The following is a 16272-nucleotide window of genomic DNA, read 5'->3' as shown; positions in this document are numbered from 1 at the left end:
GAGCCCCGCCCGAAACCGGGCGAGGCTCGATCAGAAAAACGCTTACGCGTCGAGCTCAGCGGTGAGGCCGCGCGTGACGTTCGGGTCGACCGGGACGCCGGGGCCCATGGTCGTGGAGAACGTGACCTTCTTCAGGTAGCGCCCCTTGGCCGCGGACGGCTTGAGACGCAGCACCTCGTCAAGGGCGGCGGCGTAGTTCTCGATGAGCTGGCGCTCGCCGAACGACGTCTTGCCGATGATGAAGTGGAGGTTGGCCTGGCGGTCGGTGCGGAACTCGATCTTGCCGCCCTTGATCTCCGTGACGGCCTTGGCGACGTCGGGCGTCACCGTGCCGGTCTTGGGGTTGGGCATGAGACCGCGCGGACCGAGCACGCGGCCCAGGCGACCCACCTTGCCCATCATGTCGGGCGTGGCCACCACGGCGTCGAACTCGTTGAGCCGGTTGCCCTTGGAGATCTCGTCGATCAGCTCGTCGGCGCCGACGATGTCGGCACCCACCTCGCGGGCCGCCTCGGCACGGTCACCGGTCGCGAAGACCAGGACCCGGGCGGTCTTGCCGGTGCCGTGCGGGAGGTTGACCGTGCCGCGCACGATCTGGTCGGCCTTACGAGGGTCGACGCCCAGCCGCAGCGCGACCTCGACGGTGGCGTCGAACTTGGTGGTCGACGTCTCCTTGGCCAGCTTCGCTGCCTCGATGGGCGTGTAGAGCTTGTCGCGGTCGACCTTGCCGGCCGCGTCCTTGTGCGCCTTGCTGCGCTTCATTGCTAACTCCTAGTGGTACGCGGGCCCGAGGGCCCTCCCACAACGTCTGGAAAGGGTGTTACTCGGCGACGGTGATGCCCATCGACCGGGCGGTGCCGGCGATGATCTTCTCGGCCGCCTCGATGTCGTTGGCGTTGAGGTCGGGCATCTTCGTCTCGGCGATGCTGCGCAGCTGCTCGCGGCTGAGCTTGCCCACCTTGTCGCGGTGCGGGACCGCGCTGCCCTTGTCGAGACCCAGGGCCTTCTTGATCAGCTCAGGCGCCGGCGGCGTCTTCGTGATGAAGGTGAAGCTGCGGTCTTCGAAAATGGTGATCTCAACGGGGATGATGTTGCCCCGCTGGGACTCCGTCGCAGCGTTGTACTGCTTGACGAAGTCCATGATGTTCACACCGTGGGGACCGAGCGCGGTACCCACCGGCGGCGCCGGGGTGGCCTGTCCAGCGGGGAGCTGGACCTTCACCAGAGCGGCGATTTTCTTCTTCGGAGGCATTTGTCCTTCTCCGGGTCCTGATTGCGATGCCTGTCAGGGCCAGCGGATTGCAGCCCTGACACGTCGGAGGCCGCCCTTATGATCAGGCGGCCGACCGAACGTCTCAGTGTATGTGATTGTCCTAGATCTTCGAGACCTGGTTGAACGAGAGCTCGACCGGGGTCTCGCGGCCGAAGATCGAGACAAGCACCTTGAGCTTCTGCGACTCGGGGCTGATCTCGCTCACCGAGGCCGGCAGCGTGGCGAACGGGCCGTCCATGACCGTGACGGACTCGCCGATCTCGAACTCGACCGCGGGGCCGGCGCTCGCCTTGGAGGCGGCCTTCTTGGTCTCCTCGGTCGGCTCGGGCGCCAGCAGCTTGGCGACCTCGTCGAGGCTGAGCGGGCTCGGCTTGTTGGACAGGCCGACGAAGCCGGTCACACCGGGCGTGTTACGCACGGCGGCCCAGGACTCGTCGGTCAGCTCCATGCGCACCAGCACATAGCCGGGCAGCACGCGCTCCTTGACCGGCACCTTCTTGCCGCTCTTGAACTCCTGGACGGTGTGCGTCGGCACCTCGACCTGGTAGATGTAGTCCTCCATGTTGAGCGACACGTTGCGGCTCTCGATGTTGGACTTCACGCGATTCTCGTAACCGGCGTAGGAGTGGATGACGTACCACTCACCGGGAAGGCCGCGCAGCGAGCTCTTGAACTCCTCGACGGGATCGACGTCGGGAAGAACCGTCTCGTCCTCGACGTCGGAAGCCTCGGCTGCCTCGTCGCTCTCCGCGACCTCGGCCTCCTCCTGGAGCTCCGCCTCCTCGGCGGACTCCTCAGTGGCCTCTTCCAGCTCGTCGTCCCACTCCTCGCGGGACTCGCCGGCCGGAACTGAAGACTCGGACACGGTGACTCTTCCTCTTTCGTCGTATCGAACTGGCGACTCCGTCAGCTGTCACCGGCGGCGTCTCGATCAGCCGCCGCCGCCGAAGACCTTGAGGACTGCCCATCCCAGGGCGCTGTCGAGCCCGTACACGATCGCCACCATGATCAGAACGAATACCAGAACGACCGTGGTGTAGGTGATGAGATCCTTGCGTGTCGGCCAGATGACCTTGCGGAGCTCGTTGACGACCTGCCGATAGAAAAGGGCAGGCGAAGTGCGCGTCTTCTTTTCGCCACTCGGCTTGTCGGCGGTCTCGCCGCGCGTGTCGATCGCCACAGTCCTCACCTGAATCTGTCGTATCCAACGCAGTTTTGCGGCGCGCTTACACGCCCATTATTGCGCGGACCGCACTCGCAGGGCACGAGGGACTCGAACCCCCAACCGCCGGTTTTGGAGACCGGTGCGCTACCAATTGCGCCAGTGCCCTATGTCGCTAGACCAGACTACCCTGATCGACCCACTGCCTGGACCGAACCGCTCGCCGACATGCGGTGCGGAAGGACCGATCGAAAGCATACGGGTGATTGCCGGGTACGTCGAACCCAATCCCGATCGCCCAGGTCACCGAGCACATGGGACCATGGAGCCATGTCCACCCGACCCCGCGTCTCCGCGAGAATCTCCGCTATTTCCGAGTCCGCCACGCTCGCCGTGGACGCCAAGGCCAAGGCGATGAAGGCGGCCGGGCGGCCCGTCATCGGCTTCGGCGCGGGCGAGCCCGACTTCCCGACGCCCGGCTACATCGTCGAGGCGGCGATCCAGGCCGCCCGCGAGCCGCGCTTCCACAAGTACACGCCGGCGGGCGGCCTGCCCGAGCTCAAGCAGGCCATCGCCGACAAGACCCGGCGCGACTCCGGCTACGCGGTCGAGGCCTCGCAGGTGCTGGTCACCAACGGCGGCAAGCAGGCGGTCTACGAGGCGTTCGCGACGCTGCTCGACCCGGGCGACGAGGTCCTGGTCGTGGCGCCCTACTGGACCACCTATCCCGAGGCGATCAAGCTGGCCGGCGGCGTGCAGGTCGACGTCGTGACCGACGAGTCCACCGGCTACCTGGCGAGCGTCGAGCAGCTGGAGGCCGCGCGCACCGAGCGGACCAAGGTCCTGCTGTTCGTCTCGCCGTGCAACCCGACGGGCGCCGTCTACTCCCGCGAGCAGACGGAGGCGATCGGCCGCTGGGCGGCCGAGCACGGCCTGTGGGTCGTCACGGACGAGATCTACGAGCACCTCGTGTACGGCGGCGCCGAGTTCACCAGCATCGCCACGGCCGTGCCCGAGCTCGGCGACCGGGTCGTGATCCTCAACGGCGTGGCCAAGACCTACGCGATGACCGGCTGGCGCGTGGGCTGGCTGATCGGCCCCTCCGACGTCGTCAAGGCGGCCACCAACCTGCAGTCCCACGCCACCTCCAACGTCGCCAACGTGTCCCAGGTGGCCGCGCTGGCCGCCGTGTCCGGCGACCTGTCGGCGGTGGCGGAGATGCGCACGGCGTTCGACCGGCGCCGCCAGACGATGGTCCGGATGCTCAACGAGATCCCGGGCGTGTTCTGCCCGGAACCGAAGGGGGCGTTCTACGCGTACCCGTCGGTAAAAGAGCTGATCGGCAAGGAGCTGCGCGGCCGTCGGCCGCGGTCGTCCGGCGAGCTGGCCGAGCTGATCCTGGAGGAGGCCGAGGTGGCGGTGGTGCCGGGCGAGGCGTTCGGCACGCCGGGCTACTTCCGCCTGTCGTACGCGCTGGGCGACGACGACCTGGTCGAGGGCGTCAGCCGGGTGGCCAAGCTGCTGTCAGAGGCGCACTAGTCGTTCAGGGTGCCTGGTCCAGGGCGACGCCGGCGGCGACGTGCCTGATCTGGGCTGCCAGGCCGGGCGTCGCGGCGATGTAGACCGCGGTGCCCGGCCGCTGCAGCCACATGAAGTTGCGCACGCCGGTGCGCGTGTTCCAGCGCAGCGCCGGCATGCCCCGGTACGCCGTCAGCGACGACCTGGCGACCAGCGTGACGAACTCCTCGGCGGTCCGCGCCCCGCACACGACGCCGACGTACATCTGCTCGTCCTCGCGCCGCCAGATCACGCCTTTGGCCTCCAGCGGGCGGGTGAGCGAGCCCAGGCGGCCGAACGAGCCCGCCCTGGTCATCCCCTCGGGCATGGCGGGCAGCCCCACCTTGGTCTGGCCGCAGGCCAGCCAGACGCCCTGGTGCGGGGCGTGCGCGGAGGACGGCGGCGAGGCGATCGCCTCGGGCGCGGGCACGTCGTCCGCGCCGCACCCGCTCAGCGCGAACATGAGGAGCACCGCTGCCAGACGCCGCATCGACCCCCCAGGAACGCATGGAAAAGGCTCTCAGTCTCCTACAGGACTCTTGACTGAGGCAGCAATTGCCACCAGTTCGCCACCGAGGGAATCGCTGACCCGGATCCACGCCCCCGTGCCCGCGCGCTCCATCCAGATGATCGTCCGACCGCCGTTCGGATGCCTGCCGACCACGGCGGGCCTGCCGCGCACGGTGACGGGGCGGGCGTCGAGCAGGGCGGCCTTCCTGGTGTAGCTCACCCAGTCGGCGGCGGGCTCGACCTGGGCCTCCACGAACCGCTGGGCCGAGCCGAACCTGGCCCACGACCCCTTCGGCTTGACGGGTCCCCCGCCGCTGCGCTCCAGCCCAGCGGGGAGGTAGGTGAGCCAGAGATCGTCGGAGACCACCGCGAGGGTGGCCTCGGCGACGGAGGCCCCGACCATGACAGGGCCCTCCACAGGGGCCGGGCGCGGACGCCCGAACCCCGAGGAGAAGAGCGTGTAGATGATCAGAGATGTCGCCGCGAAGGCCAGCGCCGTGAGCGCCGCGCGGCCTCCCTGCCCGATGCCGGCAGGCCCCTCAGGGATCATGCAAGGTTGATCCCCCGTTCGGCCTCATCCGTACCACGGGTTCAGCCGGTCGCGCGGATGCCTTCCGCGATCTTCTTCGCCTCGGCCGGGCCGTCCACGTCCTTGGCGTAGTCGGGGCTGAGGCACACCTCGACCGCGAGCCCGTCGCGCAGCGTCCAGGTGACCGTGAGCGTGCCCTCCGACACGACCTCGCCGCCCTCACCGAGCGTCGCCAGGCGTGCCTTCGCGCCGCCGATGTCCACGGTCTCGGCGCCGGCCTTGGGGAAGCGGGCCATGGCGCTCTTGGCGGCCTCTCCCTCGAACACGATCACCTGTACGGAGTAGCGCCCAGGCTCGTTGCCCGGCTTGTCATAGGTAGTGGTGAAACTGTGCTTGCCGAACCCATCCTTGCCCGACCACTTGCCCCATTCGAGCCCTTCCGGCAGGTAATCCAGGCGGATGCCGCCGAACTCCCGCCCGTCGCCCAGATCGCCCAGGTCCTGCGGCATCGTGACAGGCGGCGGCTCCAGGGTGAGCTCGACATGGCTGCCGGGCGCGACCTGCTCCCCGGCCGCGGGCTTCTGCCCGATCACCCGGTTGTTCCGCACCTCCTCCGCCGCCATGTCGGCCAGCAGGCCGGCCGCGCGCAGCAGGGGCACCGCCTCGGTGACGGGCTTGCCCGTCACGTCCGGCACGGTCACGTCGTTCCGCACCACGGCCCGGTCCTGACCGGTCGCGGCCTCCCCTCCGGCGGGTTCCCCGGAGTTCAGCGCCACGGGCACGGCCACCGCTACCGCCGCCGTGACGAGCGCCGCGCCCGCCACGCGAAAGCGGAGCACGCGCGAGCGGTTGCCGCGCCGTACGGACCTGCCCAGGTCCGGCGGGGCCTGCACGTCGGCGACGTGTGCCCTCATGGCGTCCGCGAGGTCGTCCTCGATCCTCATCTGGTCACTTCCTTTGCGACAGTCATGTTTTCGCGGACCCTGGCGAGCCCCCGCGCCGCCTGGCTCTTCACGGTCCCGACCGAGCAGCCCAGCAGGGCCGCGGTATCCCCTTCCGACTGGTCCTCCCAGTAGCGCAGGACGAGCACGGCCCGCATCTTGGGCGGCAGCCTGCGCAGCTCCCTGATGAGCGCGTGGCGCAGGTCGAGGTCTGGAGCGTCGGCGGCGGTCTCGGGCGGCCGGGCGAAGGTGATCTCCTGCACGATCTTGCGCCGCCGCGCCTTGCTGATCGCCGCGTTCACGACGACCTTGCGCGCGTAGGCCTCCGGGTTGTCCCACCTGATCCGCGGCCAGTGCCGGTAGACCTTCTCCAGCGCGTGCTGCACCAGGTCCTCGGCGTCGTGCTCGGTCGCTCCGCAGACCAGGATCGCGGTGCGCAGCAGCGAGGTGCTCCGGGCGGCCAGGAACTCGTCGAAGGCCGCTTCATCGTCATCTGTCATGAGCGAAGGTCCCCTTTCGCCCTCCCCAACGCGCGAAGCGGTCCCGGGGTTGAGTGGCAAGATATGCAAATGGCAAGGCCCCTGAACACGCTGCCCAAGGCGCATCTACACCTACATTTCACCGGATCGATGCGGCATTCCACGCTTATCGAGCTGGCCAGGGAGCAGGGGCTGCACCTGCCGGACGCGCTGGAGGAGGACTGGCCGCCCAAGCTGCGGGCCACCGACGAGCGCGGGTGGTTCAGGTTCCAGCGGCTGTACGACATCGCCAGGTCCGTGCTGACCCGTTCCGAGCACGTCTACCGGCTGCTGCGCGAGACGGCCGAGGACGAGGCGGCGGCCGGGTCCCGGTGGCTGGAGATCCAGGTGGACCCGTCGGGGTACGCGCAGCGGTTCGGCGGGCTGACGGCGACGCTGGAGCTGACGCTGGACGCGGCGCGCCTGGCGGCCGAGCACGCGGGGATCGGGATCGCGGTGGTCGTGGCGGCCAACAGGACCCGCCACCCGCTCGACGCGAACACGCTGGCCCGGCTCGCCATCCAGTACGCCGGCAAGGGCGTGGTGGGGTTCGGGCTGTCCAACGACGAGCGGCGAGGCGAGGCGAGGGACTTCGAGCGGGCGTTCAGGATCGCCAAGCGGGGCGGGCTGCTGTCCGTGCCGCACGGGGGCGAGCTGCTGGGCCCGCGCAGCGTGGCGCAGTGCGTGGACGACCTGGACGCGGACCGGGTCGGGCACGGGGTGCGGGCGGCGGAGGACGAGCGGCTCATGCACCGGCTGGCCGACCGGCAGATCTGCTGCGAGGTCTGCCCCACCTCCAACGTGGGGCTGGGGGTGGCCGAGCGGGCCGCCGACGTGCCGCTGCGGCGGCTGTTCGACGCGGGCGTGCCGATCGCCCTGGGGTCCGACGACCCGCTGCTGTTCGGCGCGCGGCTGCTGAGCCAGTACGAGCTGGCCAGGGACGTCTACGGCTTCAGCGACGCGGAGCTGGCCGAGCTGGCCCGCCAGTCCGTACGCTCCTCCGCGGCCCCCGAGCCGGTGCGCAAGGAGCTGCTGGCGGGCGTGGACGAGTGGCTGACGGCCTCACCCGAGTGACGTGGCGACGCGGACGGCCTCTTCCTCGGTCTTGACGCCTTCCAGGCGGTAGTTCAGGGCGTCCTGCTGCCAGATGAGGGTGGGGCCCGCCTGGCGCAGGGGGATCTCGGTGCCGTCCTGGCGGCTGAGGTAGCCGAGGGGGTGCGCCCCCGGGACCCACCAGGCCTGGTACGGCCCGACCTTGGTGTAGTCGGGCCAGGGCGGGCCGAGCTTCTTGAAGAGCACCGGGTCCAGGCCGCCGTCGAACTGGTCGAGCCGGACCCCGCCCGGCCAGAACATCGACACGACCCGGCCCCTGTCGGACACCGTGGTGCGCTCGGGCTCCCCCAGCGCCTTCGGCGTCCTGACCTGGAACTTCACTTCGGCCTTCAGGCCGTCCCGGTCCACGGGGTGCTCGTACGGCAGGGGCGTGACGCCGGTGACGGCCTTGGGCGGCGTGTCGCCGATCCGGAGCTCGATCCCGGCGAACCGCAGGATCCGTACCACCGCCGCCCGCCCCTGGGGGGTCGCGGCCGTGATCGCGATGACGACGAGGATGACGGCCGTGACGACCTTCCACCTCGCGCGCCGGCGGCGGCGCACCGGGGAGTGCGGCCGGACGGGGCCGCTGACGGGGCCGTGGGCCGGATCGGGCACCTCACCGCGCGAAGCCTCGTCCGGAGCCTCCAGGCGGGCGCGTACGGCCGCGGCGACGTCGGCGGGCGGCGGGCCGGGGACGTCGAGGAGGTCGCCGAGCGCCAGGAGTTCGGCCTCCAGGTCGTCGAAAGGCTCACGCGAGCTCATTGCCCACCTCCTCCCTCAGCCGGGCCAGCCCCCGATGCGTGCTGGACTTGACGGTGCCCACGGGCCAGTCGAGCACCTGCGCCGTCTCCGCCTCGGTCAGCTGTAAGAAGTACCGGCAGACGACGGCCTGGCGTTCCCGCTCGGGCAGCCGGCGTACCGCCTCCAGCAGGCGCGAGCGCCGGTCGCCGGCCACCGCGGTGCCCTCGGGGTCGTCGGGCGCGGCCACGGACGCCGTGGCGCTCAACCGTAAGGCCAGCTCGGAGCGGCGCCCCCGCGACCGGGTCAGGTTGTGGGTCTCGTTGGCCACGATCCGCAGCAGCCAGGGGCGGAACGGCGAGTTCCTGCGGAAGCCCGGCAGATGCCGGAACGCCTTGACGAACGCCTCCTGCACCACGTCCTCGGCCTCGTCCCCCGCCCCCAGCATGAAAGCGGTACGGTGGGCGAGCGCGCTGTAGCGGGCGACCAGCACCTCATAGGCGGCTTGGTCACCGGCGAGCGAGCGCTCGATCGCCTCGTCGTCGTCCATGGCGAGTCAGATTCCACCCCATTCGAGGTGCCCTGGGGAAGGGTCTTTCGCGTATCGGGTGAACGTCACCAGTGATCGGGGCATTAGACTCGGGCAATCCATGAGCCCCCCGAGAAGGAACGGGACTATGTCTGGGTATGACCGTGTAGTGCAACCGGCGGCCGGTGACGAGGCCCTGGAGAACCACCTAGGTGGGGACGAGGCCAAGAACTATCGGCAGTACGAGCTGGACATGGTCGCCCCGCATGTCGGCCGTTCGATGCTGGAGATCGGCTCTGGCCTCGGCCACTTCGCCGAGGCGTTCCTGCCGCGGCTCGACAGGCTGGTCGTGAGCGACTTCGACCCCTACTGCGTCGAGCAGCTGGAAAAGCGGTTCGCGGGCCGCGACGACATCGACGTCCTGCAGTTCGGGCTGCCGACGAACATCCCGCTCGAGGACAAGGTCGACACCGTCGTCATGATGAACGTCCTGGAGCACATCGAGGACGACGCCGAGGCGCTGCGCTCGCTGGCCCGGGTCACGCTGCCGGGCGGGCGGATCATCATCTGGGTCCCCGGCTACATGCAGCTCTACGGAGACTTCGACCGCAAGGTGGGCCACGTCCAGCGCTACACGCCCAAGACGCTCGGCGCGACGGTCGCCAAGGCGGGCCTGGACATCGAGGTGCTCAAGCCGATCAACTTCCTGGGCGGCATCGCCTGGTGGGCCGCCGTGCGCCGGGGCGGCGTCGGCTACCCCGACCCGCGCCTGGTCAAGATCTACGACCGTACGGTGGTCCCGACGACCCGCTTCATCGAGCGGTTCATCAGGCCACCGTTCGGCCAGACGGTCTTCTGCGTGGCACGGGTGCCCCAGCCCAAGGCGTAGGCGCTACTTGATCGACCCGGCCGTGAGGCCGCCCACCACCTTCCGCTCGATCAGCGCGAAGAGGATGATCACGGGGATGGTGGCGATCACCGACCCGGCGAACAGGTTCTGCCAGTCCACCTGGTACTGACCGATGAACGAGTTGAGCGCCACCGTGAGCGGCTGGTTCTCCGGCGTCGTGGTCAGGGTCAGGGCGACCACGAACTCGTTCCAGGCGGCGATGAAGGTGAAGATCAGCGCCGTGATCACGCCGGGCAGGGCCAGCGGCAGCGTGATCCTGAACAGCGCCCCGAAGCGCCCGTTCCCGTCGATGAACGCCGCCTCCTCCAGCTCGCGCGGGATCGAGGCGAAGTACGCGTTCAGGATCCACACCGCGAACGCCAGGTTGAACCCGCCGTTCACGAGGATCAGCGACCAGATCGAGTCCACCAGCCCGAACTGGAAGAACTCGCGGTAGATGCCGACCAGCATGGCCGTGGGCTGGAACATCTGGGTGATCAGCACGAGGATCAGGAAGGCCGTGCGCCCCCTGAAGTCGTGCCGGGCCGAGTAGTACGCGGCCGGCAGCGCCACCAGGAGCACCAGCACGGTCGAGCCGCCCGCGACCTTGAGCGTCACCCACAGGTTGCCGGCCAGGCCGCTGGCCCAGAAGTTGGCGAGGTTCGACCACACCCACTCCTTCGGCCAGAACGACACCTCGCGCAGCGACTCCTGGGAGCGCAGCGAGGTGAGCAGCATCACCACGTACGGGAACAGGAAGACGAACGCGACGACGTACGCGGCGGCCGCGACGAGCACGGTCTTGAGCTTCGGCATCGTGCGCCGCGACGACGGCCTGACGTGCTGCCGCGGCCGGGTGGCCTGCGACGGCAGGGTCTTGATCGCCATCACGCCACCTCCTTGTTCCAGCGGGAGACCTTGAGGAAGATCGCGGTCAGGATGATCACCATGCCGAAGTTGACGACGGACATGGCCGCCGACTCGCCGATGTTCGAGCCCTTGAGGATGAACATGAGGATCGTCGAGGTGGCCGTGGAGTAGCCGGGCTGGCCGTGTGTCATGGCCCAGATGATCGGGAAGCTGTTGAAGACGTTCATGACGTTGATGAGCGCGGCCACGGTGAGCGCGGGCCGCAGCAGCGGCAGCGTGATCGACCAGTACGTCCGGAACCGGGTGGCTCCGTCCATCTTGGCCGCCTCATAGACGTCGGCGGGGATCGTCGCCAGCCCGGCCAGCAGCGCGTACGTGGTGAACGGCACCGACACGAAGACGGCCACGAACACCAGCCACGGCATCGCGGTGGAGGCGTCGCCGAGCTGGTCGGCCGAGGCCCCGCCCATCGCGTCGATCAGCCCCAGCTTCAGCCGGATCTGGTTGATCACGCCGACCTCGGGGTCGAGCATCCACTTGAAGATGATCGCCGTCATCAGCACCGACGCGGCCCACGGCGCGATCAGCGCCCACCGGGCCACCTTGCGCAGCGGGAAGTTCTGGTTGAACAGCTGGGCGAGGGCCAGCGAGATCAGCACGGTGAGCGCGACGACCGCGACCACCCAGATCACGCTGCGGAGCATGATGTCGGCGAAGTCCTTCTCACCGAACAGCTTCTCGTAGTTCGCGTAGCCGTTGCCCCCCTGGACCACCCCGAACCGGCTGATCTTGAGGAACGACGATCTGATCATCTCGATCACGGGCCAGAGGACGACCAGCGCGATCAGCACCACGGCGGGCCCGACCCACGCGAGGGGCTCCAGGGCGCGCAACCTTCTCATGAGCAACCTTCCAAGACGGTGCGGCCGGCACCGCTGAGAGCGCCGGCCGCACGGGCCCCCGACGTATCAGCCGGCCGCTTCGGCGGTCTTCTGCAGCTCACCGAGGACCTTGGCCGGGTCGTCCTTGACGGCCCCGCCGATGGTCTGCTTGATCGCCGGGTTCACCTCGGCCCACTTGGGGTCCTGGAAGGGGTAGAAGCTGGCGTTGGGCAGCGCGTCGAGGAACGGCTTGAGCTTCTCGTCGCCCGACAGCTTCTGGATGCCGCCGTTGGTGACAGGCAGCAGCTTGTACGTGTCCGAGATCTTCTGGGCGGCGCTGCCGGTGTAGAAGAAGTCGAAGAACTTCTTGATCTCGGCACCGTGGCCGTTCTTGTTGAACGCCATGATCCAGTCCATGACGCCGAGCGTGGTGTCGAGCGGGCCGCTCTTGCCGGGGATCGGCGCGACGCCGTAGTTCTTCAGCCCGGCCGCGTCGAAGATCGGGATGGACATGGGGCCGCCGTTGACCATGCCGACCTTGCCCGCGCCGAAGTCCTCCCAGACCGTCTTACGGTCCTTGGTGCCCGGGTTGGGGGTGGTCAGGCCCGCGTCGACCAGGCCCTTCATGTACGTGAACGTCTCGACGTTCTGCGGCGAGTTGATCGCCCACTTGCCGGAGGCGTCCTTGTAGCCGCCGCCGTTGCCCAGCATCCACAGGAACGACTCGCCCTGGGCCTCCTCCTGGCCGAGCGGCAGGCCGAACGGCTGCGTGACGCCGGCCTTCTTCAGCTTCTCGGCGTCGGCCTTCAGCTCGTCCCAGGTCTTCGGCGGCTCGGCGATGCCGGCCTTCTGGAACAGGTCCTTGTTGTAGAACAGCGCCCGCGCGGAGGAGACGAACGGGATGCCGTACGCGGCGCCGTCGACCTTGCCGAACTCGGCGAACTTCTGCAGCATGTCGCCCGAGACGTTCGGCGACAGCACCTCGTCCACCTTGTAGAGCAGCCCGTCCTTGACGAAGCCGGAATAGTCGCCGGTCTGCAGGATGTCGGGCACCTGGCCGTTCTGGACCATGGTGGCGACCTGCTTGTCGATGTCGTTCCAGTTGATGACCTGGACGTCGACCTTGATGTTCGGGTTGGCCGCCTGGAACTCGTCCACGACGCCCTTCCAGAACGTCTCGCCCGAGTTCGGCTTGCCGGGGCCGTCGCCGTAGTCGGCGGCGACCATCTTCAGGGTGACCGGCCCGCCGCCCGACGCCTGCGTGTTGCCTCCGCCACCGCCGGAACCGCCGGAGCCGCAGCTGGACAGGACCAGCATCGTGGCAAGGCCGAGAGCGGCGCCGCCCACAAGCTTCATGTTCACTGGAGATACCGCCTTCTCGTCGGACGGGTGCTGGTCCGTACCAGCCAACGGACCCCGTCCTGGGGGATGGGGCACGCGAGCGTACAGCTCGACGCGTTTGCGCCAGCGTAAGCCTGGATCGACGAGCCGGTCTATACCGGCTCGTATCAGTTTGAAAACGCTGAGGCCCGGAAAACCTCACAACCGGTCTAGACCGGGCGTCAGAGGATCTTTCTCCGGACGCTCTCCCCGCCCTGCGGCGTGCCGATCCACGGGCCCTCGATGGAGGGGTCGAGGATGCCTTCCTCGACGAACCCGTAGCGGCCGTCGAGCACGTAGCCGGCCAGCCGCACGTCGCCCGCGTCGCTGTTGTCCCAGAGCCGGTCGAACAGCGCGTCCACGCGGCGTCGTGCCTGGTGGCAGAAGGTGTCGGCGAGCTCGTACGGCCGTCGCCCGAGGTCCCTGGAGTCCTCCTCCGCCTTGACGCACACGGCGGTCATGGCGAACAGCTCGGCCCCGATGTCCACGAGCCTGCCGAGGAACGACTGCTTGTGCTCCAGCCGGCCCTGCCAGCGCGACATGCCGTAGAAGGTGGACCTGGCCAGCTTGCGGCTGGTCCGCTCCACGAAGCGCAGGTGCGCGGCCAGCGGGCCGAAGTCGCCGTACGACGCGGGCAGGTTGCCGGTGCCGGCCACCAGCGTGGGCAGCCACCTGGCGTAGAAGCCGCCGGCCCGGCGCAGGGCCTGGGCGCGTTCCTGGCGGGAGGCCTCCGGGTTGATCAGCTCTCCGGCGGCCGACAGGTGCGCGTCCACCGCCTCGCGGGTGATCATCAGGCGCATGATCTCCGAGGAGCCCTCGAAGATGCGGTTGATGCGGGAGTCGCGCAGCATCTGCTCGGCGGGCACGCCGCGCTCGCCGCGCGCCACGAGCGACTCGGCGGTCTCGTAGCCTCGCCCGCCCCTGATCTGGACCAGTTCGTCGAGTGCCTGGTACGACAGCTCCGACGCGTACAGCTTGGCCAGCGCCGCCTCGATCCTGATGTCGTTGCGCTGGTCGTCGGCCAGGCGGCTGGTGAGCTCGCAGAGGGCTTCGAGCGCGTACGCGGTCGCCGCGATGAACGCGATCTTCGTGGCCACGGCCTCGTGCTCGCCGACCTTGCGCCCCCACTGCACGCGCTCGTTGCCCCACTCGCGGGCGATCTTGACCGCCCACTTGGCGTTGCCCGCGCACGTGGCCGGCAGCGACAGGCGGCCCGTGTTGAGCGTGGTCAGGGCGATCTTCAGCCCCTGCCCCTCGCGCCCGATCAGGTTCTTGGCCGGCACCCTGACCTGGGAGAACTCGGTGACCCCGTTCTCGATGCCGCGCAACCCCATGAAGCCGTTGCGCCGCTTGACCGTGATGCCGGGAGAGTCGGCCTCGACCACGAACGCGCTGATCTTCTTGCCGGTCCTGGCCATGACCACCAGGAGGTCGGCGACGACGCCGTTGGTCGTCCACAGCTTGACGCCGTCGAGCACGTAGTCGTCGCCGTCGCGGACGGCGGTGGTGGACAGACGCGCCGGGTCGGAGCCCACGTCGGGCTCGGTCAGCAGGAACGCGGAGATCTCGCCCGCCGCGCACCTCGGCAGGAACTCCCGCTTCTGCTCCTCGGTCCCGAACAGCTTGAGCGGCTGCGGCACCCCGATCGACTGGTGCGCCGACAGCAGCGTGGCCAGCGCCGGGCAGTAGGAGCCGACGAGGATGAGGGTGCGGCAGTAGTACAGGTAGGGCAGCCCGAGCCCGCCGTACTCCTCGCCGATCGTGATCCCGAAGGCCCCGAGCGCCGCGAGCCCCTTGACCACCTCGTCGGGCACCTGCGCGGTCCGCTCGATGAGCGCGGGATCGACATGGGCGTCGAGGTAGCGCCGCACCGCCCTGACGAACTCCTCACCCCGCTTGGTCGCCTCTTCGGACAGCGTCGGCACGGGGTACACGAGATCCAGCCGGTAGTCACCGAGGAAAAGCTGCTTGGCGAAGCTCGGCCGCGTCCACTCCTTCTCGCGCGCCTGCTCGCCGACCTCCCTGGACTCCGCGTACTTGGCGTGCTCGGTCATAGCACCTCCCGACGATCCGCCGTCCTGTGCTAGGAGTACTGCCCGCCTGACGGCGCCTCATCGCCTGATTCTGTACGAACGGCGAACATTCGCTTTCAGCACCCCGATCGCCACCAGTGCCAGCACGGCGGGCACCACGAGATAGGCGCCGCAGAACACCAGCGCCACGAGCGACAGCCCGGCGCCCACCACGGCCGTGTTCCGGTGCCGCCCAGCGGGCAGCATCCGCACGGCCGCCACCACGCCCGCCGCCGTGACCGCGGCCAGGCAGGCCGAGGTGGCCCGCATGAGCAGGTCCAGATCCACCGCCCACACCAGCACGGGCACGCTGAGGACGGCGAGCAGCCCCAGGCTCCGGTACGGCGTCTCGCCCGGCGCCCCGCCCTTGGCGAACCAGCCCGGCAGCGCCCCGTCCCTGGCCATGGCCGCACCCAGCCGGGAGGCCCCGGCGAGATAGGTGTTGACCGCGCCGAAGGTCAGCAGCACCGCCACCACCCCGGTGACCGGCCGCGCGGCCGGCCCGATGCCGGTCTCCAGCATGGCGGTGAGCGGCACGCCGGTCATGCCGGGGCCGAGCACGCCGACGGAGGTGACCGACACGCCCACGTACAGGATCCCGATCACGACGAGCGTCACCGTGGTGGCCCGGACCAGGCCGTTCCCCTTCCCTGCGAACTCGGCCGACAGGTGGCTGGCTGCCTCCCAGCCGACGAAGGCGAACAGGAGCACACCGGCCGCGTCCGCCACGCCCGCGGCGCCGTACGGGGCGAAGGGGGTGAAGTTGCCCGGGTCGACATGCGGAGCGGCGGTGATCACGGCCGTGGCCAGGAGCGCGACGAGCAGGACGACGAAGCCGATCTGCAGCCGTCCCGAGGTGCGCAGCCCGGCGGCGTTGGCGGCGAAGGCGGCCCCCAGGATCAGGCAGGCGGCCAGGGTGGCGTCCATGCCCAGCGTGGCCTCGACGTACTGGCCGCCGACCAGCGCGCCGGCGACGGTGCCGATGGGGACCGCGCCGTAGAACCACCAGCCGACCACGGCGGAGGCGTGCCGGCCGAACGCGAGCCCCACGACGCTCGCCACTCCCCCGCCGTCGGGGTATCTGGCGCCGAGCGCGGCGAAGGTCAGCGCGACGGGGACGCTCAGCGCGAGCAGCCCGGCCCAGGCCAGCACGGACGCGGGCCCCGCGGCAGCGGCGGCGAGGTGCGGCAGCACCAGCATCCCCGGCCCCAGGACCGCCCCGACCAGCAGTGCCGTGCCGTGTCCTGCGCCTATGCGATGTTCCGACATGCAGCCGAAACTAATGCACTCATTCGGCACCAACCCCTGCCAGTCGAACGAATGGCCGG

The 16272-nt window shown here is 69.5% G+C and carries 18 protein-coding genes and 1 tRNA gene; 3 read left to right on the top strand and 16 right to left on the bottom strand.

Features of this window, described 5'->3' with window-relative positions:
• Window positions 1-42: 42 nt before the first annotated feature.
• The 5 genes from rplA to ACWDRB_RS46090 form a co-directional block, all read right to left on the bottom strand.
• A complete protein-coding gene (rplA, locus tag ACWDRB_RS46110; RefSeq protein WP_350733415.1) occupies window positions 43-762 on the bottom strand; it encodes a 50S ribosomal protein L1 in 720 nt (239 codons plus the stop codon).
• Window positions 763-820: 58 nt separating this feature from the next.
• A complete protein-coding gene (gene rplK / locus ACWDRB_RS46105) occupies window positions 821-1252 on the bottom strand; it encodes a 50S ribosomal protein L11 (protein ID WP_138719455.1) in 432 nt (143 codons plus the stop codon).
• Between the two features lie 121 nt (window positions 1253-1373).
• On the bottom strand, window positions 1374-2138 hold the full coding sequence (gene nusG / locus ACWDRB_RS46100; protein ID WP_350733413.1) for a transcription termination/antitermination protein NusG: 765 nt from the start codon (window positions 2136-2138) through the stop codon (window positions 1374-1376).
• Window positions 2139-2204: 66 nt separating this feature from the next.
• Entirely contained in the window at window positions 2205-2453 is a 249-nt protein-coding gene (gene secE / locus ACWDRB_RS46095; RefSeq protein ID WP_449905134.1) for a preprotein translocase subunit SecE, read from the bottom strand.
• Between the two features lie 78 nt (window positions 2454-2531).
• A tRNA-Trp gene (locus tag ACWDRB_RS46090) sits at window positions 2532-2604 on the bottom strand.
• Between the two features lie 161 nt (window positions 2605-2765).
• On the opposite strand from ACWDRB_RS46090, the gene ACWDRB_RS46085 reads away from it, so the two are divergent.
• Window positions 2766-3974, top strand: a complete 1209-nt coding sequence (locus ACWDRB_RS46085) for a pyridoxal phosphate-dependent aminotransferase (RefSeq protein WP_449905132.1) — start codon at window positions 2766-2768, stop codon at window positions 3972-3974.
• Window positions 3975-3978: 4 nt separating this feature from the next.
• On the opposite strand, the gene ACWDRB_RS46080 is transcribed toward ACWDRB_RS46085, so the two are convergent.
• From ACWDRB_RS46080 to ACWDRB_RS46065, 4 genes are read right to left on the bottom strand one after another with little or no spacing between them, the layout of a single operon-like run.
• The gene (locus ACWDRB_RS46080; RefSeq protein WP_449905130.1) at window positions 3979-4482 is read right to left on the bottom strand and encodes a hypothetical protein; all 504 of its coding nucleotides are present in this window, start codon (window positions 4480-4482) and stop codon (window positions 3979-3981) included.
• A 30-nt stretch (window positions 4483-4512) separates the two neighbouring features.
• On the bottom strand, window positions 4513-5052 hold the full coding sequence (locus ACWDRB_RS46075; RefSeq protein ID WP_449905128.1) for a hypothetical protein: 540 nt from the start codon (window positions 5050-5052) through the stop codon (window positions 4513-4515).
• Window positions 5053-5093: 41 nt separating this feature from the next.
• Window positions 5094-5975: a PASTA domain-containing protein gene (locus tag ACWDRB_RS46070; protein WP_449905126.1), complete on the bottom strand. Its 882-nt coding sequence runs from the start codon at window positions 5973-5975 to the stop codon at window positions 5094-5096.
• Window positions 5972-6472, bottom strand: coding sequence for a SigE family RNA polymerase sigma factor (locus tag ACWDRB_RS46065; RefSeq protein ID WP_449905124.1), 501 nt, complete (start codon window positions 6470-6472; stop codon window positions 5972-5974). The genes ACWDRB_RS46070 and ACWDRB_RS46065 overlap by 4 nt, the downstream gene beginning before the upstream one ends.
• 69 nt (window positions 6473-6541) lie before the next feature.
• Here ACWDRB_RS46065 and ACWDRB_RS46060 point away from each other — a divergent pair, with 69 nt between their 5' ends.
• Window positions 6542-7564, top strand: coding sequence for an adenosine deaminase (locus tag ACWDRB_RS46060; RefSeq protein ID WP_449905122.1), 1023 nt, complete (start codon window positions 6542-6544; stop codon window positions 7562-7564).
• Here the strand turns inward: ACWDRB_RS46060 and ACWDRB_RS46055 are convergent.
• Together ACWDRB_RS46055 and ACWDRB_RS46050 are read right to left on the bottom strand one after the other, a co-directional pair.
• Window positions 7553-8347, bottom strand: coding sequence for a hypothetical protein (locus tag ACWDRB_RS46055; protein ID WP_449905120.1), 795 nt, complete (start codon window positions 8345-8347; stop codon window positions 7553-7555). The two genes, ACWDRB_RS46060 and ACWDRB_RS46055, sit on opposite strands and share 12 nt — an antisense overlap.
• Window positions 8334-8873 carry an RNA polymerase sigma factor gene (locus ACWDRB_RS46050; protein WP_363962172.1) on the bottom strand — a complete coding sequence of 180 codons (540 nt, stop codon included), beginning with the start codon at window positions 8871-8873 and terminating at the stop codon, window positions 8334-8336. The genes ACWDRB_RS46055 and ACWDRB_RS46050 overlap by 14 nt, the downstream gene beginning before the upstream one ends.
• 127 nt (window positions 8874-9000) lie before the next feature.
• Between ACWDRB_RS46050 and ACWDRB_RS46045 the strand changes: the two genes are divergently transcribed.
• The gene (locus tag ACWDRB_RS46045; protein ID WP_350733398.1) at window positions 9001-9741 is read left to right on the top strand and encodes a class I SAM-dependent methyltransferase; all 741 of its coding nucleotides are present in this window, start codon (window positions 9001-9003) and stop codon (window positions 9739-9741) included.
• A 3-nt stretch (window positions 9742-9744) separates the two neighbouring features.
• Here the strand turns inward: ACWDRB_RS46045 and ACWDRB_RS46040 are convergent, their stop codons facing one another.
• The 5 genes from ACWDRB_RS46040 to ACWDRB_RS46020 form a co-directional block, all read right to left on the bottom strand.
• Window positions 9745-10629, bottom strand: a complete 885-nt coding sequence (locus ACWDRB_RS46040; protein ID WP_449905117.1) for a carbohydrate ABC transporter permease — start codon at window positions 10627-10629, stop codon at window positions 9745-9747.
• Window positions 10629-11513 (bottom strand): carbohydrate ABC transporter permease, encoded by an 885-nt coding sequence (locus ACWDRB_RS46035; RefSeq protein ID WP_449905115.1) that lies wholly within the window; start codon window positions 11511-11513, stop codon window positions 10629-10631. The genes ACWDRB_RS46040 and ACWDRB_RS46035 overlap by 1 nt, the downstream gene beginning before the upstream one ends.
• Window positions 11514-11579: 66 nt before the next feature.
• Entirely contained in the window at window positions 11580-12848 is a 1269-nt protein-coding gene (locus tag ACWDRB_RS46030) for an extracellular solute-binding protein (protein WP_449905113.1), read from the bottom strand.
• 206 nt (window positions 12849-13054) lie between these two features.
• Window positions 13055-14926 carry an acyl-CoA dehydrogenase family protein gene (locus ACWDRB_RS46025; protein ID WP_449905111.1) on the bottom strand — a complete coding sequence of 624 codons (1872 nt, stop codon included), beginning with the start codon at window positions 14924-14926 and terminating at the stop codon, window positions 13055-13057.
• Window positions 14927-14983: 57 nt separating this feature from the next.
• Window positions 14984-16213: an APC family permease gene (locus tag ACWDRB_RS46020; protein ID WP_449905109.1), complete on the bottom strand. Its 1230-nt coding sequence runs from the start codon at window positions 16211-16213 to the stop codon at window positions 14984-14986.
• Window positions 16214-16272: the final 59 nt, after the last annotated feature.

The organism is Nonomuraea sp. NPDC003707 (assembly GCF_053587055.1).
Note: the sequence above shows the minus strand (reverse complement) of the source record. Positions and strands in the feature narration are given on the sequence as shown.

Bases quoted from the DNA above. Each gene is read 5' to 3' on its own strand.
- rplA (WP_350733415.1), bottom strand. From the start codon at position 762: ATGAAGCGCAGCAAGGCGCACAAGGACGCGGCCGGCAAGGTCGACCGC.
- rplK (WP_138719455.1), bottom strand. From the start codon at position 1,252: ATGCCTCCGAAGAAGAAAATCGCCGCTCTGGTGAAGGTCCAGCTCCCC.
- ACWDRB_RS46085 (WP_449905132.1), top strand. From the start codon at position 2,766: ATGTCCACCCGACCCCGCGTCTCCGCGAGAATCTCCGCTATTTCCGAG.
- ACWDRB_RS46080 (WP_449905130.1), bottom strand. From the start codon at position 4,482: ATGCGGCGTCTGGCAGCGGTGCTCCTCATGTTCGCGCTGAGCGGGTGC.
- ACWDRB_RS46075 (WP_449905128.1), bottom strand. From the start codon at position 5,052: ATGATCCCTGAGGGGCCTGCCGGCATCGGGCAGGGAGGCCGCGCGGCG.
- ACWDRB_RS46070 (WP_449905126.1), bottom strand. From the start codon at position 5,975: ATGAGGATCGAGGACGACCTCGCGGACGCCATGAGGGCACACGTCGCC.
- ACWDRB_RS46065 (WP_449905124.1), bottom strand. From the start codon at position 6,472: ATGACAGATGACGATGAAGCGGCCTTCGACGAGTTCCTGGCCGCCCGG.
- ACWDRB_RS46060 (WP_449905122.1), top strand. From the start codon at position 6,542: ATGGCAAGGCCCCTGAACACGCTGCCCAAGGCGCATCTACACCTACAT.
- ACWDRB_RS46055 (WP_449905120.1), bottom strand. From the start codon at position 8,347: ATGAGCTCGCGTGAGCCTTTCGACGACCTGGAGGCCGAACTCCTGGCG.
- ACWDRB_RS46050 (WP_363962172.1), bottom strand. From the start codon at position 8,873: ATGGACGACGACGAGGCGATCGAGCGCTCGCTCGCCGGTGACCAAGCC.
- ACWDRB_RS46045 (WP_350733398.1), top strand. From the start codon at position 9,001: ATGTCTGGGTATGACCGTGTAGTGCAACCGGCGGCCGGTGACGAGGCC.
- ACWDRB_RS46040 (WP_449905117.1), bottom strand. From the start codon at position 10,629: ATGGCGATCAAGACCCTGCCGTCGCAGGCCACCCGGCCGCGGCAGCAC.
- ACWDRB_RS46035 (WP_449905115.1), bottom strand. From the start codon at position 11,513: ATGAGAAGGTTGCGCGCCCTGGAGCCCCTCGCGTGGGTCGGGCCCGCC.
- ACWDRB_RS46030 (WP_449905113.1), bottom strand. From the start codon at position 12,848: ATGAAGCTTGTGGGCGGCGCCGCTCTCGGCCTTGCCACGATGCTGGTC.
- ACWDRB_RS46025 (WP_449905111.1), bottom strand. From the start codon at position 14,926: ATGACCGAGCACGCCAAGTACGCGGAGTCCAGGGAGGTCGGCGAGCAG.
- ACWDRB_RS46020 (WP_449905109.1), bottom strand. From the start codon at position 16,213: ATGTCGGAACATCGCATAGGCGCAGGACACGGCACGGCACTGCTGGTC.